This is a genomic window from Pseudomonas sp. NPDC089401, from assembly GCF_044749485.1.
GTDB lineage: Bacteria > Pseudomonadota > Gammaproteobacteria > Pseudomonadales > Pseudomonadaceae > Aquipseudomonas.
Genome location: NZ_JBIVIA010000004.1, coordinates 140,545 through 159,855, shown reverse-complemented (window position 1 = coordinate 159,855; position 19,311 = coordinate 140,545). Strand labels below are relative to the sequence as shown.

General features: G+C 65.2%; 16 protein-coding genes. 13 read left to right on the top strand and 3 right to left on the bottom strand.

From position 1 onward, the window contains the following. The first annotated feature begins 4 nt into the window (after positions 1–4). The gene (gene cytX / locus ACIP21_RS11240) at positions 5–1,288 is read left to right on the top strand and encodes a putative hydroxymethylpyrimidine transporter CytX (protein WP_400687356.1); all 1,284 of its coding nucleotides are present in this window, start codon (positions 5–7) and stop codon (positions 1,286–1,288) included. On the opposite strand, the gene ACIP21_RS11235 is transcribed toward cytX, so the two are convergent. Continuing rightward, a complete protein-coding gene (locus ACIP21_RS11235; protein ID WP_400687354.1) occupies positions 1,257–2,003 on the bottom strand; it encodes an RsiV family protein in 747 nt (248 codons plus the stop codon). The two genes, cytX and ACIP21_RS11235, sit on opposite strands and share 32 nt — an antisense overlap. A 195-nt stretch (positions 2,004–2,198) precedes the next feature. Here ACIP21_RS11235 and ACIP21_RS11230 point away from each other — a divergent pair, with 195 nt between their 5' ends. From ACIP21_RS11230 to ACIP21_RS11185, 10 genes are all read left to right on the top strand, one after another. Beyond that, complete coding sequence (locus tag ACIP21_RS11230) at positions 2,199–2,819, top strand: NUDIX domain-containing protein (RefSeq protein WP_400687352.1); 621 nt, start codon at positions 2,199–2,201, stop codon at positions 2,817–2,819. Then, on the top strand, positions 2,810–3,262 hold the full coding sequence (locus ACIP21_RS11225) for a DUF1249 domain-containing protein (RefSeq protein WP_400687351.1): 453 nt from the start codon (positions 2,810–2,812) through the stop codon (positions 3,260–3,262). The genes ACIP21_RS11230 and ACIP21_RS11225 overlap by 10 nt, the downstream gene beginning before the upstream one ends. Before the next feature lie 99 nt (positions 3,263–3,361). Then, the gene (gene cpdA, locus ACIP21_RS11220) at positions 3,362–4,165 is read left to right on the top strand and encodes a 3',5'-cyclic-AMP phosphodiesterase (protein WP_400687349.1); all 804 of its coding nucleotides are present in this window, start codon (positions 3,362–3,364) and stop codon (positions 4,163–4,165) included. Between the two features lie 190 nt (positions 4,166–4,355). Then, positions 4,356–4,964: a YqiA/YcfP family alpha/beta fold hydrolase gene (locus ACIP21_RS11215; RefSeq protein ID WP_400687347.1), complete on the top strand. Its 609-nt coding sequence runs from the start codon at positions 4,356–4,358 to the stop codon at positions 4,962–4,964. A gap of 35 nt (positions 4,965–4,999) precedes the next feature. Then, positions 5,000–6,904, top strand: coding sequence for a DNA topoisomerase IV subunit B (gene parE / locus ACIP21_RS11210; protein WP_400687345.1), 1,905 nt, complete (start codon positions 5,000–5,002; stop codon positions 6,902–6,904). Beyond that, a complete protein-coding gene (locus ACIP21_RS11205; protein WP_400687344.1) occupies positions 6,901–7,887 on the top strand; it encodes an esterase-like activity of phytase family protein in 987 nt (328 codons plus the stop codon). Before parE ends, ACIP21_RS11205 begins: the two co-directional genes overlap by 4 nt. After that, positions 7,884–8,402 carry a TIGR02281 family clan AA aspartic protease gene (locus ACIP21_RS11200; RefSeq protein ID WP_400687342.1) on the top strand — a complete coding sequence of 173 codons (519 nt, stop codon included), beginning with the start codon at positions 7,884–7,886 and terminating at the stop codon, positions 8,400–8,402. The genes ACIP21_RS11205 and ACIP21_RS11200 overlap by 4 nt, the downstream gene beginning before the upstream one ends. Before the next feature lie 10 nt (positions 8,403–8,412). Beyond that, positions 8,413–10,665, top strand: coding sequence for a DNA topoisomerase IV subunit A (gene parC / locus ACIP21_RS11195; RefSeq protein ID WP_400687340.1), 2,253 nt, complete (start codon positions 8,413–8,415; stop codon positions 10,663–10,665). Positions 10,666–10,845: 180 nt separating this feature from the next. After that, positions 10,846–11,556 (top strand): membrane integrity-associated transporter subunit PqiC, encoded by a 711-nt coding sequence (locus ACIP21_RS11190; protein ID WP_400687338.1) that lies wholly within the window; start codon positions 10,846–10,848, stop codon positions 11,554–11,556. Further along, positions 11,556–14,921, top strand: a complete 3,366-nt coding sequence (locus tag ACIP21_RS11185; RefSeq protein ID WP_400687336.1) for a dermonecrotic toxin domain-containing protein — start codon at positions 11,556–11,558, stop codon at positions 14,919–14,921. Before ACIP21_RS11190 ends, ACIP21_RS11185 begins: the two co-directional genes overlap by 1 nt. A gap of 12 nt (positions 14,922–14,933) precedes the next feature. Here the strand turns inward: ACIP21_RS11185 and ACIP21_RS11180 are convergent, their stop codons facing one another. Beyond that, a complete protein-coding gene (locus ACIP21_RS11180) occupies positions 14,934–16,400 on the bottom strand; it encodes a histidine kinase (RefSeq protein WP_400687334.1) in 1,467 nt (488 codons plus the stop codon). Between the two features lie 135 nt (positions 16,401–16,535). Between ACIP21_RS11180 and serB the strand changes: the two genes are divergently transcribed. Both serB and ACIP21_RS11170 read left to right on the top strand, forming a co-directional pair. Next, complete coding sequence (gene serB / locus ACIP21_RS11175; protein ID WP_400687332.1) at positions 16,536–17,750, top strand: phosphoserine phosphatase SerB; 1,215 nt, start codon at positions 16,536–16,538, stop codon at positions 17,748–17,750. A gap of 240 nt (positions 17,751–17,990) precedes the next feature. Then, positions 17,991–18,392 carry a lectin OAA gene (locus ACIP21_RS11170; RefSeq protein ID WP_400687330.1) on the top strand — a complete coding sequence of 134 codons (402 nt, stop codon included), beginning with the start codon at positions 17,991–17,993 and terminating at the stop codon, positions 18,390–18,392. Positions 18,393–18,441: 49 nt separating this feature from the next. On the opposite strand, the gene asd is transcribed toward ACIP21_RS11170, so the two are convergent. Continuing rightward, positions 18,442–19,305, bottom strand: coding sequence for an archaetidylserine decarboxylase (asd, locus tag ACIP21_RS11165; RefSeq protein WP_400687328.1), 864 nt, complete (start codon positions 19,303–19,305; stop codon positions 18,442–18,444). Positions 19,306–19,311 lie beyond the last annotated feature (6 nt).

The following is a 19,311-nucleotide window of genomic DNA, read 5'->3' as shown; positions in this document are numbered from 1 at the left end:
AAGCATGACCACCCACAGCCAATTCTCCCCCGACCACCCGGTCCCCAGCCATCAGCGCATCTTCGGCGCCCGTGACCTGTTCTCGCTATGGTTCTCCCTCGGCATCGGCCTCATGGTCCTGCAGGTCGGCGCCATGCTCGCCCCGGGCCTGGGCCTTGCCGGGGCAGTCCTGGCGATTGCCCTCGGCACGGGTGTCGGTGTGCTGCTGCTCGGCGCTGCCGGGGTCATCGGCAGCGACACCGGCCTGTCGGCCATGGGCACCTTGAAACTGAGCCTGGGCCGCCATGGCGCGCGCCTGCCGGCATTGCTCAACCTGCTGCAACTGGTGGGCTGGGGCGCGTTCGAGATCATCGTCATGCGCGATGCCGCGAGCCTTCTGGGCGCGCGGGCGTTCGGCGAGGACAGCGCCTGGAACAGCCCGATGCTCTGGACCCTGTGCTTCGGCGCCCTGGCCACCCTGCTTGCGGTCAGCGGGCCGCTGGCGTTCGTGCGCAAGGTGCTGCGCGCCTGGGGCATCTGGCTGCTGTTGGGCGCATGCCTGTGGCTGACCTGGAACCTGTTCGCCAAGGCCGACCTGGGCGAGCTATGGAACCGGGCAGGGGATGGTTCGATGTCGCTGGCCGTGGGTTTCGACATCGTCATCGCCATGCCGCTGTCGTGGCTGCCACTGATCGCCGACTATTCGCGCTTCGCCCGCAACGGTCGCCATGTGTTCGGCGGTACCGTGCTGGGTTATTTCATCGGCAACACCTGGCTGATGAGCCTGGGCGTGGCCTACACCCTGGCCTTCGCCGCCAGTGGCGAGGTCAACGCGCTGCTGCTGGCGCTGGCCGGTGCCGGCATGGGCATCCCGCTGCTGCTGATTTTGCTGGACGAGTCGGAAAAGGCCTTCGCCGACATTCACTCGGCGGCTGTTTCCAGCGGGGTGCTGGTGCCGCTGAAAGTCGAGCACCTGGCCCTGGCCATCGGCGTGCTGTGCACCCTGATCGCCCTGCTGGCGCCCCTGGCCCAGTACGAAAACTTCCTGCTGTTGATCGGTTCGGTGTTCGCGCCGCTGTTCGGCGTGGTGCTGGTGGACCACTACCTGGTCCGTCGTCGCCGCCTGCCGGCGCAGGTCGACGGCTTGCACTGGCAGGCGCTGCTGGCCTGGGCGGCGGGCGTGGCGGCCTATCACATGATTGCCGCCAAGGCTCCGGAACTGGGGGCGACCCTGCCAGCGCTGCTGCTGGCAGGTGCGCTGCACGCGCTGTTGAGCCTCAGCCGCGGCCGGGAAACAGTTCGGGCTTGAGCACGCCGTTCAGGCGCGGGTAGGGGATCTTCAGTTCCACGTGGCCCATGGAGTAGGGCGCAATGGCATAGACCTCGTACTTGACCACCAGCGCGCCGTACGTCAGGGCGATGTGCGGCGAGCGCTTGAAGGGCCAGGTCTTGACGAACTCGGCGTCCTTGTCCATGCCGACGCTGATCTGCCAGGCGCGGTGCGACTCTGCAACGGTCTTCCAGAACGTCTCTTCCTGGCCCGGCAGCAGCATGTCCTGCAAGGTCAGGACCTTGTCCAGCCTGCGCGAGTAGTTGATGAAGCCGCGCCCCGGCATGCCGTGGGCGCCGCCGCTGTCGAGGTAGCTGGACAGCTCGACGATCACCAGGCCGTCATGCTGCTCGCGTACCTTGGCTTGCAGGTAGCTGCTGTTGCGTTTGTCGGCACTGGCCAGAAACTGCTGCTCGTAGGCCTGCAGGGTGGCCGGCGCGGTGCCATGCTGGTTGTCTTCGGTCAGCTGCAGCAGGCGCTGTTCGACGATGGCGTCGAGCTTGGGCAGGGCCGGGAAGTGGATCATGTCGATGTTCACCAGCGGGCAGTCGCTTTCGCTGCAGCCGGGCTTGACGTGCTCCCAGGCATCGCGCTTGACCTCGAGCGGGGCCCGGTAGTTGGGTGCGAACAGGCTCTGGCAGGCAACCAGGGCGAGTGCCAGCACGGCCACGGACGTCAGTTTGACAAGTGTCATGATGATCCTTGCAGAACAGGGAAAGTCGGCCTTTGACCGTCTGCGCGGCCTTCAGTTCGCCACTAAGCTAACAGAGTGAGGACGTGCTGTCCCGAGTGCGCGAACGGTTGCCGGAAAGGGGTGAAACCGGCCACCTTGCAGAGTAGGATGGCGCGATGCGGCATTTGCGCTGTTGCTGTAGCCATGAGGATTTCCATGTCAGACACGTTGAATTCGACACCCAAGGCGGTCGAGATCGCCGAGCGGGCCAACTGCTTCAAGGGCTTCTACAAGCTCGACAAGGTGCGCCTGCGCCACGAGCTGTTCGCCGGCGGCATGAGCCGCGAAATCAGCCGCGAGCTGTTCGTGCGTCACGATGCCGTGTGTGTGCTGCCCTACGATCCGCTGCGTGATGAAGTGGTCCTGATCGAACAATTCCGCGTGGGTGCCCTGGGCAAGATCGACAACCCCTGGCTGATCGAAATGGTCGCCGGGCTGATCGACAAGGCAACCGAACAGCCCGAAGAGGTCGCCCATCGCGAAGCCGAAGAGGAAGCCGGCCTGGCGATCAGCGCCCTGTGGCCGATGACCCGCTACTTCCCCTCGCCAGGTGGCAGTGACGAATACGTGCACCTGTTTCTCGGCCGCTGCACCAGCGAGGGCGCCGGCGGCCTGCATGGGCTGGAAACGGAAGGCGAAGACATCCGCGTGCGCGCCTGGTCGTTCGAAGATGCGCTGCAGGCGGTACGCGATGGCCGCATCTGCAACGCGGCGACCATCATCGGCCTGCAATGGCTGGCGCTGAACAAAGACGAAGTCCGAGGTATGTGGAAGTGAACCTGCTGCGTGAGCGTTATCGGGTCGATCTGGCCGGGCTGCAGGCAGCCTGCGAGGCCAACTACGCCCGGCTCATGCGCCTGTTGCCCGATATGCGTACCACCCAGAGTTCGCGGCGCATCGGCATGACCCAGGGCGATCAGATGCTTGGCGTGCTGGTGCTCGACGTGGTGCTGGCCTGCCCTTACACCACCACCCTGCGGGTGCGCCAGGAGCACAGCCTGCCGTGGTTGCCGGTGCCGCACCTGGAAGTGCAGGTGTACCACGATGCGCGCATGGCCGAAGTGGTCAGCGCCGAGCATGCCCGGCGGCTGCGCAGCATCTACCCGTATCCGAACGAGGCGATGCACCAGCCGGACGAAAAGGCCCAGCTCAACCTGTTCCTTGGCGAATGGCTGAGCCACTGCCTGGCCTGCGGCCATGAACTGGCGAGTGTGCGCTGAGCCGCGTTTGCCGAATTGTGACCTGGGTCGGTTTCGAGTGTTTGCGGCAAACCGTTCCCCGGCCATAATCGCTGCAGAAACCGTTCGAGGAGCCGGCCGTTGCCGCACCCAGCCCCATTCCCTGCGCCCGTGCATGTGGTGCAACTGACCGACGCCCACCTGTTCGCCGACCCGGCGGGCACCTTGCTGGGCCTCAATACCCGCGACAGCCTGCGCCATGTGGTGGCCCAGGTGCGCCGCGAGCAGCCGCGCGTCGACCTGCTGCTGTGCACCGGCGACCTGTCCCAGGATGGCAGCGTCGCCTCCTATGAGGCATTTGCCGAGTTGACCGGCGAATTCGCCGTGCCAACCCGCTGGTTGCCGGGCAATCATGATGAAGCCAGGGTCATGGCCCAGGTGGCGCCTGCCCTGGTCCAGGCTGTGACCGACATCGGCGCCTGGCGCGTGGTCATGCTCGACAGCGCAGTGCCGGGCGCCACCCACGGGTTCCTCGAAGCGCAACAGTTGTCGACGCTCGATGACGCTCTGGCCTCCGCTGGAGAGCGTCATTGCCTGGTGTGCTGCCACCACCAGCCGGTGGATATCGGCTGCGCCTGGATCGCGCCGATCGGCCTGCGCAATGCCGATGCGCTGTTGCAGCGGTTGCGCGGTTATCCACAGGTCAAGGCGCTGCTCTGGGGGCACATCCATCAGGAATGGGACGAGGTCAGCGATGACCTGCGCCTGCTGGCCACGCCCTCGACCTGCATCCAGTTCGCGGCGGGCAGCGAGGACTTCAAGGTCAGCGAAGAGCAGCCGGGCTATCGCTGGCTGCGCCTGCATGCCGACGGGCGGCTGGAAACCGGGGTGCAGAGGGCCCTGGACTTCGAGGTGAAGCTCGACTTCAACAGCCCGGGGTACTGAAGTCTTCGAAGCCCGCGCGAATCCCTGTGGGAGCGGGCAAGCCCGCTCCCACAGGGATTCGCGGTGAGTGGCCCCGTTGAAGAAATTGTTGCGAAATTGGCCATCCGGCGCCAAAACCCGGCGAACACGCTACACTGCGCGTCCCTGCGCCCGCACCATCGGGCGCGAAGCCACAGTTTCCGGGGGCAGCATGTCGGGTTCCATCCTCTATATCCATGGCTTCAACAGCTCGCCGCTTTCCACCAAGGCGCGCCAGCTCGAGGCCGTGATGCAGCAGCTGGGCCTGTCGGCCCAATTGCGCATGCCCGCCTTGCACCACCACCCGCGCCAGGCCATGGCCCAGCTCGAAGCCGCCATCGCCGAACTGGGTGCGCCGCTGCTGGTCGGCAGTTCGCTTGGCGGCTACTATGCCACCCATCTGGCCGAACGCCACGGCCTCAAGGCCCTGCTGGTCAACCCGGCAGTCACCCCGCACCGGCGCTTCGACGGCTACCTGGGCACCCAGCGCAACCACTACACCGACGAAACCTGGGAACTGACCCTGGACCACGTGCAGGCCCTGGCCGAACTGGAAGTGCCGGCACCCACGGACCCCGGCCGCTATCAAGTGTGGCTGCAGACAGCCGATGAAACCCTGGACTACCGCGACGCCGAGCGTTATTACCGGGCCTGTGCCCTGCGCATCCAGGCCGGTGGCGACCACAGCTACCAGGGCTTCGCTGCGCAGCTGCCGGGGCTGCTGGCATTCGCCGGCATCGCGGCGCAGCAGTATGCGGCGCTCGATTTCTCCGTATTTTGACCTTTTTGCATTCACCTGACTGACGACGAGAACCCATGGCCAATCCCAGCGCTAGCGCCTATAACGCAGACGCCATCGAAGTCCTCTCCGGCCTTGACCCGGTGCGCAAGCGCCCGGGCATGTACACCGATACCAGCCGGCCGAACCACCTGGCCCAGGAAGTCATCGACAACAGCGTCGACGAAGCCCTGGCCGGCCATGCCCGTTCGGTGCAGGTCATCCTCCACGCCGACCACTCGCTGGAAGTCAGCGACGACGGCCGCGGCATGCCGGTGGACATCCATCCGGAGGAGGGGGTATCCGGTGTCGAGCTGATCCTCACCAAGCTGCATGCCGGCGGCAAGTTCTCCAACAAGAACTACCAGTTCTCCGGCGGCCTGCATGGCGTGGGCATTTCGGTGGTCAACGCCCTGTCGACCCAGGTGCGCGTGCGCGTCAAGCGCGACGGCAACGAGTACCAGATGACCTTTGCCGACGGCTTCAAGGCCAGCGAGCTGGAAGTGGTCGGCACGGTCGGCAAGCGCAACACCGGCACCAGCGTGTACTTCAGCCCCGATCCGAAGTACTTCGATTCGGCCAAGTTCTCCATCAGCCGCCTCAAGCACGTGCTCAAGGCCAAGGCGGTACTGTGCCCGGGCCTGCTGGTCAGCTTCGAGGACAAGGCCAGCGGCGAGAAGGTCGAGTGGCACTACGAGGACGGCCTGCGCTCCTACCTGGTCGATTCGGTCAGCGAGTTCCAGCGCCTGCCTGACGAGCCGTTCTGTGGCAGCCTGGCCGGCAACAAGGAGGCCGTGGACTGGGCCCTGCTGTGGCTGCCCGAAGGCGGCGACAGTGTGCAGGAAAGCTACGTCAACCTGATCCCCACCGCCCAGGGCGGCACCCACGTCAACGGCCTGCGCCAAGGCCTGCTGGATGCCATGCGCGAGTTCTGCGAATTCCGCAACCTGCTGCCGCGCGGGGTCAAGCTGGCACCGGAAGACGTCTGGGAGCGCATCACCTTCGTCCTCTCGATGAAGATGCAGGAGCCACAGTTCTCCGGCCAGACCAAGGAACGCCTGTCGTCCCGCGAGGCCGCCGCGTTCGTCTCCGGCGTGGTCAAGGACGCCTTCAGCCTGTGGCTCAACGCCCACCCCGAGCTCGGCATGCAGCTGGCCGAACTGGCCATCAGCAACGCCGGCCGGCGCCTCAAGGCGAGCAAGAAGGTCGAGCGCAAACGCATCACCCAGGGCCCGGCACTGCCAGGCAAGCTGGCCGACTGCGCCGGGCAGGACCCGATGCGTGCCGAGCTGTTCCTGGTCGAGGGTGATTCCGCCGGCGGTTCCGCCAAGCAGGCGCGGGACAAGGAGTTCCAGGCGATCCTGCCGCTGCGCGGCAAGATCCTCAATACCTGGGAAGTGGACGGCGGCGAAGTCCTGGCCAGCCAGGAAGTGCACAACATCGCCGTGGCCATCGGCGTCGACCCGGGCGCTGCCGACCTGACGCAGCTGCGCTACGGCAAGATCTGCATCCTCGCCGACGCCGACTCCGACGGCCTGCACATCGCCACCTTGCTCTGCGCCCTGTTCGTCCAGCACTTCCGCCCGCTGGTCGAGGCCGGCCACGTCTACGTCGCCATGCCGCCGCTGTACCGCATCGACCTGGGCAAGGAAATCTACTACGCCCTGGACGAGGCCGAGCGTGACGGCATCCTCGACCGCCTGGTGGCCGAGAAGAAACGTGGCAAGCCGCAGGTCACCCGATTCAAGGGCCTGGGCGAGATGAACCCGCCGCAGCTGCGTGAAACCACCATGGACCCGAACACCCGGCGCCTGGTCCAGCTGACCCTGGATGACCTGGCGGGTACCACCGAAATCATGGACATGCTGCTGGCCAAGAAGCGCGCCAGCGACCGCAAGAACTGGCTGGAAACCAAAGGCAACCTGGCCGAGGTACTGGTTTGATTCGTCTGCTGGTCGCGGCCTGCCTGGCGCTGCTTGCCCTGCCTGGCCTGGCGGGCAACTGGCCGGAGCTGAAACTGTCGTCCGAGCACCCGATCGACGGCATGCGCGGTGGCAACCTGTCCGGCCTGGCCCAGTGCCGGGGCGGGCTGTGGGGTGTTTCCGACCGTGACGACGATCGTATCTATCGCTTTGACCAGCAGAGCGCCACCTGGCGCGCCCAGCCGCTCACCTTCACTCCGCCTGCGCCGCCGGAAAGCGGCCTGCCGTGGGGCCTGAAGTCGCGCAATTGGGCGGCGTCGTACATGCGCGGCGGTGAGCTGGATTATGAGGGCATCACCTGCGATCAAGCGGGTAACCTCTACCTGGTCAGTGAGGCCCACGCGGCAGTGCTGCAATTGCCGGTCGAAGGCGAGCCGTACTGGCTGAAGATCGACCCTGCCCTGGTGCGCCAGGCCCGGGCCAGTGGCATGCTGTTGAACTTCAATGCGCTGTTCGAAGGCCTGGCGATCAACCCGGCAGGCGACCGTCTGTGGCTGGCGGCCGAGCGCGAGCGCCGTGGCCTGGTGGCCATCGAGCGCCAGCAGTCGGTGTGGACCTGCGGGCGCCGCTGCGTGCTGCTGAGCGAGGCCGGGGTCGAGATGCAGCCGGAGCAGATGCCCAACGCCCGTGCCCTGTCGCGGGACTTTGCCGACCTGGCCTGGTTCGAGGGCAAGCTGTTCACCCTCGAACGCAACGCCTACCGCGTGTGCCGGCGTGATGCCGACAGCGGCAAGGTCGAGCGTTGCTGGTCGTTCGCGGCCGATGCCTTGGTGCCTGAGCGCCGCTACAAGCAGCCCTTCGGCCTGGCCGAAGCGTTGGTGGTCGATGCCAAGGGCGCCTGGATCGGCCTGGACAACAACAACGGTGACCGTGCCGATGGCGAATCCCGCCCGGTGGTGTACCGCTTCGACGCGCCCCAGGGCGGCTGGAGCGCCAACCCATGAGCCAGCCACCGGGCAAACGCGCGGGCAAGGTACTGATGATCGTCGCCTGGGCGGCGGGGATGTTCCTGGCCGTGCGCTTCTTCGGCCATTGGGAAGAGCGTGAGCGCAACCCCAACACGGTGGTGCAGTCGTCCCACGGCGATGGCTTCATCGAAGTGCGCCTGCTGGGTAACCGCCAGGGCCATTTCGTGCTGGATGGCGCGATCAACGGCCAGGTCGCGCATTTCATGCTCGACACCGGTGCCACCGATGTGGCGATTCCCGAAGCGCTGGCCAAGGACCTTGACCTGCAGCGCGGCAGCCCGGTGGTGCTGAGTACCGCCAATGGCCGCACCGAAGGCTACCGTACCCGCCTGGACACCTTGCAACTCGGCGATATCCGCCTGCAGAACGTGCGCGCCCTGGTGGTGCCGGGCCTGGATGGCCAGACCGTGCTGCTGGGCATGAGCGCCCTGAAACAACTTGAATTCACCCAGCGCGGCGGCACCATGCTGCTGCGCCAGAACCTGAAATGACGAGGCCCGCATGAGCGACCCACTGGAACTCAGCCTCGACGGCGTCGAACGCCGCTCGCTGGCCGACTTCACCGAACAGGCCTACCTCAACTACTCCATGTACGTGATCATGGACCGGGCCCTGCCGCATATCGGCGACGGCCTCAAGCCGGTGCAGCGCCGCATCGTCTACGCCATGAGCGAGTTGGGGCTCGATGCCGACGCCAAGCACAAGAAGTCCGCCCGTACCGTGGGTGACGTGCTCGGCAAGTTCCACCCCCACGGCGATTCGGCCTGCTATGAAGCCATGGTGCTGATGGCGCAGCCGTTCAGCTACCGCTACACCCTGGTCGATGGCCAGGGCAACTGGGGTGCGCCGGACGATCCGAAGTCGTTCGCCGCCATGCGTTACACCGAGGCGCGGCTGTCGCGCTACGCCGACGTGCTGCTCAGCGAAGTGGGCCAGGGCACCGTGGACTGGGTGCCGAATTTCGACGGCACGCTGGAAGAGCCGGCAGTGCTGCCGGCGCGCCTGCCCAACATCCTGCTCAACGGCACCACCGGCATTGCCGTGGGCATGGCCACCGACGTGCCGCCGCACAACCTGCGCGAAGTGGCCAGCGCCTGCGTGCGCCTGCTCGACGAGCCCAAGGCCACCATCGAGCAGCTGTGCGAGCACATCCAGGGCCCGGATTACCCGACCGAGGCGGAAATCATCACGCCGCGAGCCGAGATCCAGAAGATCTACGAAACCGGCCGCGGCTCGATCCGCATGCGCGCCGTATACCGCGTCGAGGATGGCGACATCGTCGTCACCGCGCTGCCGCACCAGGTCTCCGGGGCCAAGGTGCTGGAGCAGATCGCCGCGCAGATGCAGGCCAAGAAGCTGCCGATGGTCGCCGACCTGCGTGACGAGTCGGACCACGAGAACCCGTGCCGCATCGTCATCATCCCGCGCTCGAATCGCGTCGATGCCGACGAGTTGATGCAGCACCTGTTCGCCACCACCGACCTCGAGAGCAGCTACCGAGTCAACGTCAACATCATCGGCCTCGACGGCCGCCCGCAGCTGAAGAACCTGCGCGCGCTGCTGCTGGAATGGCTGGAATTCCGCACCAACACCGTTCGTCGCCGCCTACAGCACCGCCTGGACAAGGTCGAGAAGCGCCTGCACCTGTTGGACGGCTTGCTCACCGCGTTCCTCAACCTGGACGAAGTGATCCACATCATCCGCACCGAGGAGCATCCCAAGCAGGCCCTGATCGCCCGCTTCGAGCTGACCGAGATCCAGGCCGACTACATCCTCGAGACCCGCCTGCGTCAGCTGGCGCGCCTGGAAGAGATGAAGATCCGCGGCGAGCAGGACGAACTGCTCAAGGAGCAGGCCAAGCTGCAGGCCCTGCTCGGCAGCGACGCCAAGCTGCGCAAGCTGGTGCGCAGCGAGCTGATCAAGGACGCCGAGACCTATGGCGACGACCGGCGCTCGCCGATCGTCGCGCGCGCCGAAGCCAAGGCCCTGTCGGAAAACGAGCTGATGCCGACCGAGCCGGTCACGGTGGTGCTGTCGGAAAAGGGCTGGGTGCGTTGCGCCAAGGGCCACGATATCGATGCCACCGGCCTGTCGTACAAGGCCGGCGACGGCTTCAAGGCCGCTGCCGCGGGCCGTTCCAACCAGTTTGCCGTGCTGATCGACTCCACCGGCCGCAGTTATTCGGTGGCCGCGCACACCCTGCCGTCGGCGCGTGGCCAGGGCGAGCCGCTGACCGGCCGTCTGACGCCGCCGCCGGGGGCCACCTTCGAGTGCGTGCTGCTGCCGGACGACGACGCGCTGTACGTGGTGGCCTCGGACGCCGGCTACGGCTTCGTGGTCAAGGGCGAGGACCTGCAGGCCAAGAACAAGGCCGGCAAGGGCCTGCTCAGCCTGCCCAACGGGGCCAAGGTCATGACCCCGCGCCCGGTGGCCAGCCGTGAGCAGGACTGGCTGGCGGCGGTCACCACCGAGGGGCGCCTGCTGGTGTTCAAGGTGTCCGACCTGCCGCAACTGGGCAAAGGCAAGGGCAACAAGATCATCGGCGTGCCCGGTGATCGGGTCGCCAGCCGTGAAGAATATGTCACCGACCTGGCGGTGATTGCCGAGGGCGCGACCCTTGTATTGCAAGCCGGCAAGCGTACCCTGTCCCTTAAAGCCGACGATCTGGAGCACTACAAGGGCGAGCGCGGCCGGCGCGGCAGCAAACTGCCACGCGGCTTCCAGCGGGTCGATGCACTGCTGGTAGAGGCGTAGGAATAATCCGATGAAACGTCTGGAGCGGCAATTTCAGCGCTGTTCCAGGCAGAAATGCTGGAGTCGGACCGATATTTCGCGGATGATAGTGCCCCTGCGGTGACGGCGTGGCCGTGTGCCCGATTGAATCGATATCAGTATCACTGCGGTTGCCTGGTAGCGACCGCCTGGATGGGTTGAATGAAATTCCTGCGCCTTCCATTTGCGCTGTTGATGACGGGTTTGCTGGGGCTGGGCGGGTGCAGCATGCACCAGCCGGTGGCCCTGTACCAACTCGACAGCGGTGATCCTGGCCAGCCTTCACAGAGTGCGGGCATGGCCGTGGTGCTCGGCCCTGTGTCGGTGGCCGATTACCTGCAGCGCGAAACCTTTTTGCAGCGTCAGGCCGATGGCAGCCTGAGTTCGGCGACCGACGGTCGTTGGGCAGGTAGCCTGTCGGCGGACATCGACCAGTTGCTGGTGCGTCAGCTGGCCTGGCGCCTGGACAGCCAGCGCGTGGTCCTGGCCCCGGCCAGCACCGGCTTCTCCCCGGACGTGCAGGTGTTGCTGTCGATCACCCGCCTGGACTCGGGCAAGAATCAGCCGGCGATCCTCGATGCCCAGTGGCGCCTGCTCGATCGCCGTGGCCATGTGCGTGACAACCGCATCGTCCATCTCGAACAGCCCCATGAAGGCAGCGAGTCGTCCCAGGTTCAGGCCCAGGGGCAACTGCTGCAGAAGTTGGCCGAACAGTTGAGCAGCGCGGTCAAGCCACTGGCCAACCAGCCGGCGATCGTCGAAGAGCAGCCGAAGAAGCCGGCGGCGCCGGTGCAGGTGAAGAAAGAGCCGGAGAAGTCGAAAATCCCGATGGCTTCGCCGATTCGTACCGATATGGAAGTCTATCGGTTCTGATGCACCTGGCAGCCCGAAGCCCGCAGCGATGCGGGCTTTTTTGTGGCTGTCGCGCTGTCGCGCTGTCGCGCCGGAGCAGGAAAGGCAGGAGCACGTGCGTCAGTTATGTACTACAGGGCGTTCTGGCGCAGCGATATGTTCATCCTTACCTCAACCGTGTAAGGAATCTGGGCATGAGCTACCAACCCATCCTCCCCGAACGTCCCGCCCCCGGCGAGCCCTACAGTCCCGAGCCAGCCTCCCACCCCGATGCCAGCGTCGAGTCCGGCCAGCACCATTTCGCCGCGCTGATTCCCGCCACCACGGAGCAGGACGAAGACATCCTGCTTTCGATCAAGCAGGTCTTCGATCGTGAACAGGTCACCCTGCAAAGCCCCCATGATTACGCTGCCGACGCCTTGCGTGAGTACCTCGCCCAGCACGGTATCGAGGATGATCCTGACGATCTGGTGCTTGCCACCTTGTACCTGGAGTTCGCCGATGTAGACGAAGGCCCCTGGCGTGCACAAGTCGCTCATGCCATGACCTTGACCCAGGCGCTGATCGCCAACTGGCAGCAGCAGGGAAGCGGCAGCTGGACTGACCACCTGGGGCGCCCCATGGCGTGGCGCCGGCAAGCTTACGAAGTGAGTGAAATTGTCGAGCTGAGCCCGGCACAGCTGGCGAACAGTGTCGCCTACGACGCCATCTACCAACGCGACCCTGCCCAGACCTACGGGGCTGCCACCCAGGTGAACCTGGACCCGGCCACATTCCGTGCCTTTGTCTGGGAGACCGGGTTGCAAAGCCGTTATCTGGAGTACTTGCGGCATTTCTGGAGCCATCAGCAGCACACCTACCATCTTCTGCTCAAGGGCAGCGTCGTCCATGCCGCTTTGCTGCAGCGCGACGAAGGCACCCTGAGCCGCGCCCATGCGGAGCTGGTGCTCAAGAGCCTGATGCTCAGCCCCGACACGAGCTGGGAGGGCACCTCGTTCCGCTATTTTGCCGATAACCCGGTTTCAAGAACCCGCACGATCTCGCCATTGAAGATTCATGGTTATGAGGCCAGTGACATCATGGTCTTCGGCGAACATGGCCAGGACCACCAAGTACTGTACATCCCTGGCAATTCGTCACCCTTGCATGGCTTTGCAAATGTTCGAGAACTTCGCGATTGGTTCACCCATCAATGCCGGAATCCACGCAAGCGGGCAGCCCTCGCCAGTCACTTCAGCAGCAAGGACAGGCAGGACGGTAACTTCTTCAGCGGCGTCGATGTCGCCCTCGCCGGCCTGGCGGCGCACCCTCGACGCTTGAATGACGCCACCGGGCACTGGTACCCCAGCAGCACCATCACCATCGGTGGTGCACGCTACCCGTACCCCCTCAGCTACTTCCGCGACCGGATCAAGCAACGGTTGTTCAGCGATGCCGACTATGACATCGGTAGCAAGAGCCAGTATTACCGCAAGCTTACCGCCTATGGGGTGGAGATCAGCGCCAACGTGGTGGGCGCGATCGCCCTGGCCGTGCCAGCGCTGGCGCCGCTGGCTGCCGCTCTGGGCGTTGCCCTGCTAGGGGTGGGCGCGGGAGAAATGCTCACGGCACACAATCGTGAAGAGCAAGCCGAAGGCGCACAACGGCTCGTGTTCGGCTTCCTCAACGCGCTGCCGCTGGCAGGGGAGCTATCGCAGCTCAAGGCCTTCGGCGCGACGCTGGATGAAACCCAGCGAGCGGTCGCAGAAGCCGCCGAAGCGGAGCACGCCACCCAGGTGCTGCAGGACGCTGCGGTCGAAGGTGCCCAGGGCCCGGCCTTGGAGGCTACGGCGGAATACAAGGCGGCAAGGCCCGTACACGATACGCTGCAGCCTGATCTGCGAAACAACCTGAAGCGTCTGGCGACCGATCGGCCATTGCGGGTGGCTGGCAGCGGTAAAGGCGTGTTCATCGACCAGGGAAAAATGTATGTAAGGGTCCGCCCTGACGTGTACCGCGTGCAATGGCTGGAGCACGAACAGCAATTGCGTATCCGCTCAGAGGACGAACCGCTGCAATGGGGGCCGTTTCTGACCTGCATGGACAACGGCTACTGGGATATCGACCTGCGCTACGGCTTGCGCGGCGGCACGGGTGGGGTCAAGGTCATCGAGCGTCCTCCGTTGCCGGCGGAGGAGATCGAAGGTATCGAGTGCCAGCCGCTGATACCCAAGGTCGAGGTGAGCTTCGCCACCGATGGTCTGTTCTGGAGCCATGAGAAAGACTGCTACGAAGCGGACATCGTCTTCACCCATGATGACCATGGGGAAACGCTCGATCGCAAGGAGGTGGCCCGTGATGCGGTGTGGTACGACGCCGATTCGGCGGCATGGCGTCGTCGCGGCAAATACCTCTGGCGGGTGAAGAGTGGAAAGGCCTACCGCTGGAAGCAGCTCAGCGCCCAGGACTATGAGCGGGTGCGGCATACCCTGGTTCAGGATGAAAGCATTGCCGAATACCGCTTCCCGGATCTGCCTCAACTGCCGGCCAACGCGACACCGATTCCAAACGAGATTCACATGATCTGGGTCGGAGAAAAAGAGCTGGGGTACATGATCAAGCGCACCATCAGCAAGAATCTGCGGGTCAAGGGCTACAAGTTCATCATGCACCTGGATAACGACGCTGCGGCGTTGGAGGCTAACCGGGCATGGTGCAACGAGGTGGGTATCGAAGCGCGTGACTTGCGTGAACAGCCGTACTTCCAGCGTTTTATCGCCGGGCGAGAGGGGGTCGCCTACAACTACTTCCGCTCCCCGACAGCCAGCTCGCGCAATTACGCAGCTGCCTCGGACTACCTGCGTCTGCGCATCATCGATGAGCTGGGCGGTATCTACATGGACATCGATGACTCGTTGATGGTGAGCGAGGCCAGGCCGCTCCCTGCCGGGGCCAACGATGTGTTGCTCGGCGGGGAGTACAAGATGCCCTGGCACTTGCAAAAGCGCATCGCCACTTCGCATTTCGCCAGCCACCGCAACAACCCGGTGCTCAAGCGTCTGCTGCAAGGCGCCAATGAACGATTCGAACAATTGCCCGAATCGTTCAAGTCGACCCCGCGACCGCAGGTGAGCGACTTCAAGAGTCAAGCCGAAGGTGATCTGAAAATGAACGCCTACATGCAAACCATCTCGAACCTGGCCGGCCCCGATGCGTTCAACCAAGGCCTGAAGACGCTACGGCCCGACTACATGGGGTTGATGGACATCGACCCCGACGAGTCATGGGTTCAGTCCCGCATCTATGAGGACTTCTACCATGAGGCGATGGTGCACTGGTTCCCGCTGCGCATGGACGGTGTTCTGGGCATCCAGCCAGGTAGCGCCCATACCTGGCTGACGACCTGACAGCGTGTTCGATCAGGCGCGGCGCTCGTGCATCCGCGCCAGCTGCCGCTCCAGCATCGACGGGTAAGGTTCCATCAGCCGCTCCACGCAGCAAGCGCCTTCAGGGCTGGCAATCGGGCGAATGCGCGCACGCTTGCGGATCAGCTCGTCATCGCTGATCTGCCGCTCCACCAGCAACAGGTTGCGGCTGTGCTGCGACAGCGCCAGTGCATCCTGGGCCTTCTCGGCCATCAGCAGGTCGACCTGTTCCAGCCCTTGCAGGTCATCGCCCAACGCCAGGCCCAGCTGCAGTTGCAGGGTGATGCCGCTGTCGGCCACCTCGATCTGCAGGGCATGGCCCAGGGCGCGCAGCAGCTCGCCGCAGCAGATGGCGTTGGTCAGGTAATCCTCGCCGCAGTCACGGCTGTGGAACAGCACCAGGGTGCTGCCGTCGTTGAGCGTGTGGACTTCGCCGTCATACAGCGAAGCTGCCTGCTCCAGGCAGCCGCGATAGCGCTCCAGCAGTTCGGTCAGGCGGGTGCGCGGCAGGCGGCGCAGTTGTTCCTGGGAGCCCAGTTGCACGGCCAGCACGGCCGTGTTCTGTGGCTCATCGGATTCGACCACGGCAGGCTTGGCCGCAGGTTGCTGTTCGTCGTCCAGCAGGCCGGCGAAGGCCTCGTCGTCATCCTCGTCCGCCTGGACCACCGCCTTGGCGCGTTGTGCAGGCTTGACCGGGGCTTCGTCGCGCAGGTCGTCGAAATCGTCTTCGTAGTCTTCCTCGGGCTCAGGATCAGGCTCTGGCGGCGGCGGCGGGGCCAGGCGCGCGTGCAGCTGGCGGGCGATGTCGCCGATCTCGTCCTGGCGGTCGGTGGCCGGGGTGTAGGGGTGCGGGTCGCGCAGCCAGACCCGCAGCTGCAACAGCGGCAAGGTGATATGGCGCCCTTGGCGCAGGCTCAGGCTCAGCGCCAGGGCCAGCAGGATGGCGGCGAGGATGCCCATGCTCTGCAGGCTGATCAGCATCGGCTGCTGGAACTGGCTCATGTCCAGGCTGATGCGCAACTGACCGGCGGTCACGTCCTGGAAGGTGATCTTGGTCTGGTACAGGCCCTCGGTCTCGCCCAGCAGGCTGTTGCGCGGGCGCTGGCCGGCCTCGGCGAGGATGCGGTTGTCCACGCTGTAGATCGCCGCATGGGCCACCAGCGGGTTCTTCACCAGGTTGCCCAGCAGCACGTTGAGGCTGAGGATGTCGTTGGACACCAGCAGCTCGGTCGCCGAGGTGGCGGTCTGGGTGGTCAGGCTCTGGCCGAGGGCGTCGGCCTGCTCGTGCATGGCCTGCTTGAACTGCAGGCCCATCACGCAGGCGTAGATCACCAGCGCCAGCGCCACCAGGAAAATGTTGGTGCTGGCGATGCGCAGGGCCAGGGGCACGCGCCGTTGGCGCAGGGCTCGGAAGATCATGATGAAGAAGTTGTCGGTCTTGACGGGCGTGGGCCGGTTCACAGAGCGCGGCTCTTAATGGCATAAAAGTGTTGCGCAGTATAGCGAGCCGTGTTTTGTCGGCAAAGTATCGTTGGTGCCCGATGGTCATGGAAAATCGGTAGAATGCGCATTTTTCATCGAAGTCGGAGCCAGGTTGTGCGCGAAATCGTTCTGATCAACATCACCGGTGAGGACCGCCCCGGTCTCACCGCCGCCATCACCGGCGTCCTGCTCCAGGGCGGTGTGAACATCCTCGACATCGGCCTGGCGGTAATGCACGGCACGTTGTCGTTCGGCATCCTGGTCGACATTCCCGACAACGAAGTGGCCACCAGCCTGCTGCAGAGCGTGCAATCCAAGGCCCACGAGCTGAACCTGCAGGCGCGCTACACGCCGATTTCCGAGGCCGACTACCAGCACTGGGCCGATGGCCAGGGCGAGCCACGCCATATCGCGACCCTGCTCAGCCGCAAGATCACCCCTGAGCAACTGCAGCGAGTGAGCGCGATCATCAGCCAGCACGGCCTGACCATCGAGCGCATCGAACGCCTGTCGGCCCGCGTGGCCCTGGATGCGCCGAGCGAGAAGGGCAAGGCGGCGCTGGAAATCTCCGTGCGCGGCGTGCCGAACGATGCCCAGGCACTGCGCGCCGACTTCTTCGCGCTGTCCGAAGCGCTGAATATCGACATCGCTTTCCAGAAGGACGACCTGTTCCGCCGCAACCGCCGCCTGGCGGTGTTCGACATGGACTCGACGCTGATCGAGGCCGAGGTCATCGACGAGTTGGCCAAGGCGGCCGGCGTGGGTGAGCAGGTGGCGGCGATCACCGAGCGGGCGATGCGTGGCGAGCTGGACTTCCGCGCCAGCTTCAAGGAGCGCATGGCGCTGCTCAAGGGCCTGGATGTGGGCGTGCTGGACGAAATCGGCGCGTCCCTGCGCCTGACCGAAGGGGCCGAGAAGCTGTTTGCCGAGCTCAAGCGCATGGGCTACAAGACCGCGATCCTCTCCGGTGGGTTCTCCTACTTCGCCCGCCAGGTGCAGGCGCGCCTGGGCATCGACTACGTGTTCGCCAACGAACTGGAGGTGGTCGACGGCAAGGTCACCGGCGTTGCCGTCGAGCCGATCGTCGACGCCCAGCGCAAGGCCGACCTGTTGCAACAGCTGGCCAGCGAGGAAGGCCTGCAGCTTGACCAGACGATTGCCGTGGGCGATGGCGCCAACGACCTGCCGATGCTGTCGCTGGCCGGCCTGGGCGTAGCCTTCCGCGCCAAGCCACTGGTGCGCCAGTCGGCCAAGCAGGCGATCTCCACCCTGGGGCTCGACGGCGTGCTCTACCTGCTGGGCCTGCGCGACCGCGACGCGCGTCACTGATCTGCCCAAGTCTTGCGGGCCTCTCGCGACCAAGGGTCGCTCCTACGGGGGCAGTGTGCACCTGCAGGAGCTCGCGAGAGGTCCGCAAGACAGCCTGAAATCTCCGCTACTACACTGATTGCGAACTGTTCTAAGTTCCCCTCGCTCATCCATCTAGGCTTGGATCCGTACGGCTCACCCATCGACCGTACTGGCCCGGGGGGAGTCCTCGCGGCCGTCAACTTCAAGGAGAAGAAGTTCATGTCCAAGTATGCAGTGGAGAATCAGTGGGGCGGTAATTCGGCACCTTGGCACCCGGGTGGAATCTGGGTGATCGGGGGCCGCGACAACCAGAAGGTGGTGTCGGTCGACGTCAAATCGAATGATGGCGGCCAGACACTGCAAGGTGTCATGACCTATGCCGGCGAGGGACCGATCGGCTTCCAGGGCAAGCGCATCGCGCAGAATCGCTACCAGGTGCAGAACCAGTGGGGTGGCAACAGTGCCCCTTGGCACCCGGGCGGCGAGTGGGTGATCGGCGGGCGCGACAACCAGAACGTTGTTGCCCTGGCCGTCAAGTCCGACGATGGCGGCCTCACCCTCAACGGTACCAGCACCTACATCGATGAGGGCCCGATCGGCTTCCGCAGCCTTCTCGGCTAACCCCGCCGAGCAGACGCGCCCCGGTCACACACCGAGGCGCGTTCAGGCGTCAGGCCTGCTGAGGCTGGGCGAGGAATTCGCCCATGCGCACGGCGGACCCTGCACCCAGCGACTCGGCCCACTTCACCTGCTCTGGCCCGAACAGCACGATGGCGGTCGAACCCAGCTTGAAGCGCCCCAGTTCGGCGCCTTTTTCCAGGTGGATCGGCGCACGGCTGCCTTCGTCATAGCGGAAGGTCTTCAGTTCACGCTTCGGTGGAGTGACCAGGCCAGCCCACACGGTCTCGATCGAGGCGACGATCATCGCGCCCACCAGCACCACGGCCATTGGCCCGCGCTCGGTGTCGAACAGGCACACCACGCGCTCGTTGCGGGCGAACAGCTCGGGGACGTTTTCCGCGGTGGTCTGGTTCACCGAGAACAGCCGGCCCGGCACATAGACCATTTCGCGCAGGGTGCCGGCCAGCGGCATGTGCACGCGGTGGTAGTCCTTGGGCGAGAGGTAGATGGTGGCGAACTCGCCGCCCATGAACGGCGCGGCCAGCGCCGGGTCACCGCCCAGCAGTTCCAGCGCGCTGAAACTGTGGCCCTTGGCCTGGAAGATGCGCCCGTGCTCGATCGGGCCCAGCTGGCTGACGGCACCGTCGGCGGGGCAGAGGACCGCCCCCGGGGTTTCGTCCAGCGGCCGCGCGCCTGGCTTGAGGGCGCGGGTGAAGAAGGCGTTGAAGTGCTCGTAGGCGGTGAGGTCTTCGACCAGCGCCTCGCTCATGTTCACCTGGTAGCGCTTGGCGAACCAGGCGGTGAAGGCGTTCTTGAACCAGCGCGCGCGGCACTCGGCGACGCAGCCGGCCAGGCGCGACAGCAGGTGGTGCGGCAGCAGGTACTGGCTGATGATGAACAGACGGGATTTCATGCAGGT

What these genes read in the sequence shown, in the direction of transcription:
- cytX (WP_400687356.1), top strand. Translation starts at nt 5, where the DNA reads ATGACCACCCACAGCCAATTCTCCCCCGACCACCCGGTCCCCAGCCAT.
- ACIP21_RS11235 (WP_400687354.1), bottom strand. Translation starts at nt 2,003, where the DNA reads ATGACACTTGTCAAACTGACGTCCGTGGCCGTGCTGGCACTCGCCCTG.
- ACIP21_RS11230 (WP_400687352.1), top strand. Translation starts at nt 2,199, where the DNA reads ATGTCAGACACGTTGAATTCGACACCCAAGGCGGTCGAGATCGCCGAG.
- ACIP21_RS11215 (WP_400687347.1), top strand. Translation starts at nt 4,356, where the DNA reads ATGTCGGGTTCCATCCTCTATATCCATGGCTTCAACAGCTCGCCGCTT.
- parE (WP_400687345.1), top strand. Translation starts at nt 5,000, where the DNA reads ATGGCCAATCCCAGCGCTAGCGCCTATAACGCAGACGCCATCGAAGTC.
- ACIP21_RS11200 (WP_400687342.1), top strand. Translation starts at nt 7,884, where the DNA reads ATGAGCCAGCCACCGGGCAAACGCGCGGGCAAGGTACTGATGATCGTC.
- parC (WP_400687340.1), top strand. Translation starts at nt 8,413, where the DNA reads ATGAGCGACCCACTGGAACTCAGCCTCGACGGCGTCGAACGCCGCTCG.
- ACIP21_RS11190 (WP_400687338.1), top strand. Translation starts at nt 10,846, where the DNA reads ATGAAATTCCTGCGCCTTCCATTTGCGCTGTTGATGACGGGTTTGCTG.
- ACIP21_RS11185 (WP_400687336.1), top strand. Translation starts at nt 11,556, where the DNA reads ATGCACCTGGCAGCCCGAAGCCCGCAGCGATGCGGGCTTTTTTGTGGC.
- ACIP21_RS11170 (WP_400687330.1), top strand. Translation starts at nt 17,991, where the DNA reads ATGTCCAAGTATGCAGTGGAGAATCAGTGGGGCGGTAATTCGGCACCT.
- asd (WP_400687328.1), bottom strand. Translation starts at nt 19,305, where the DNA reads ATGAAATCCCGTCTGTTCATCATCAGCCAGTACCTGCTGCCGCACCAC.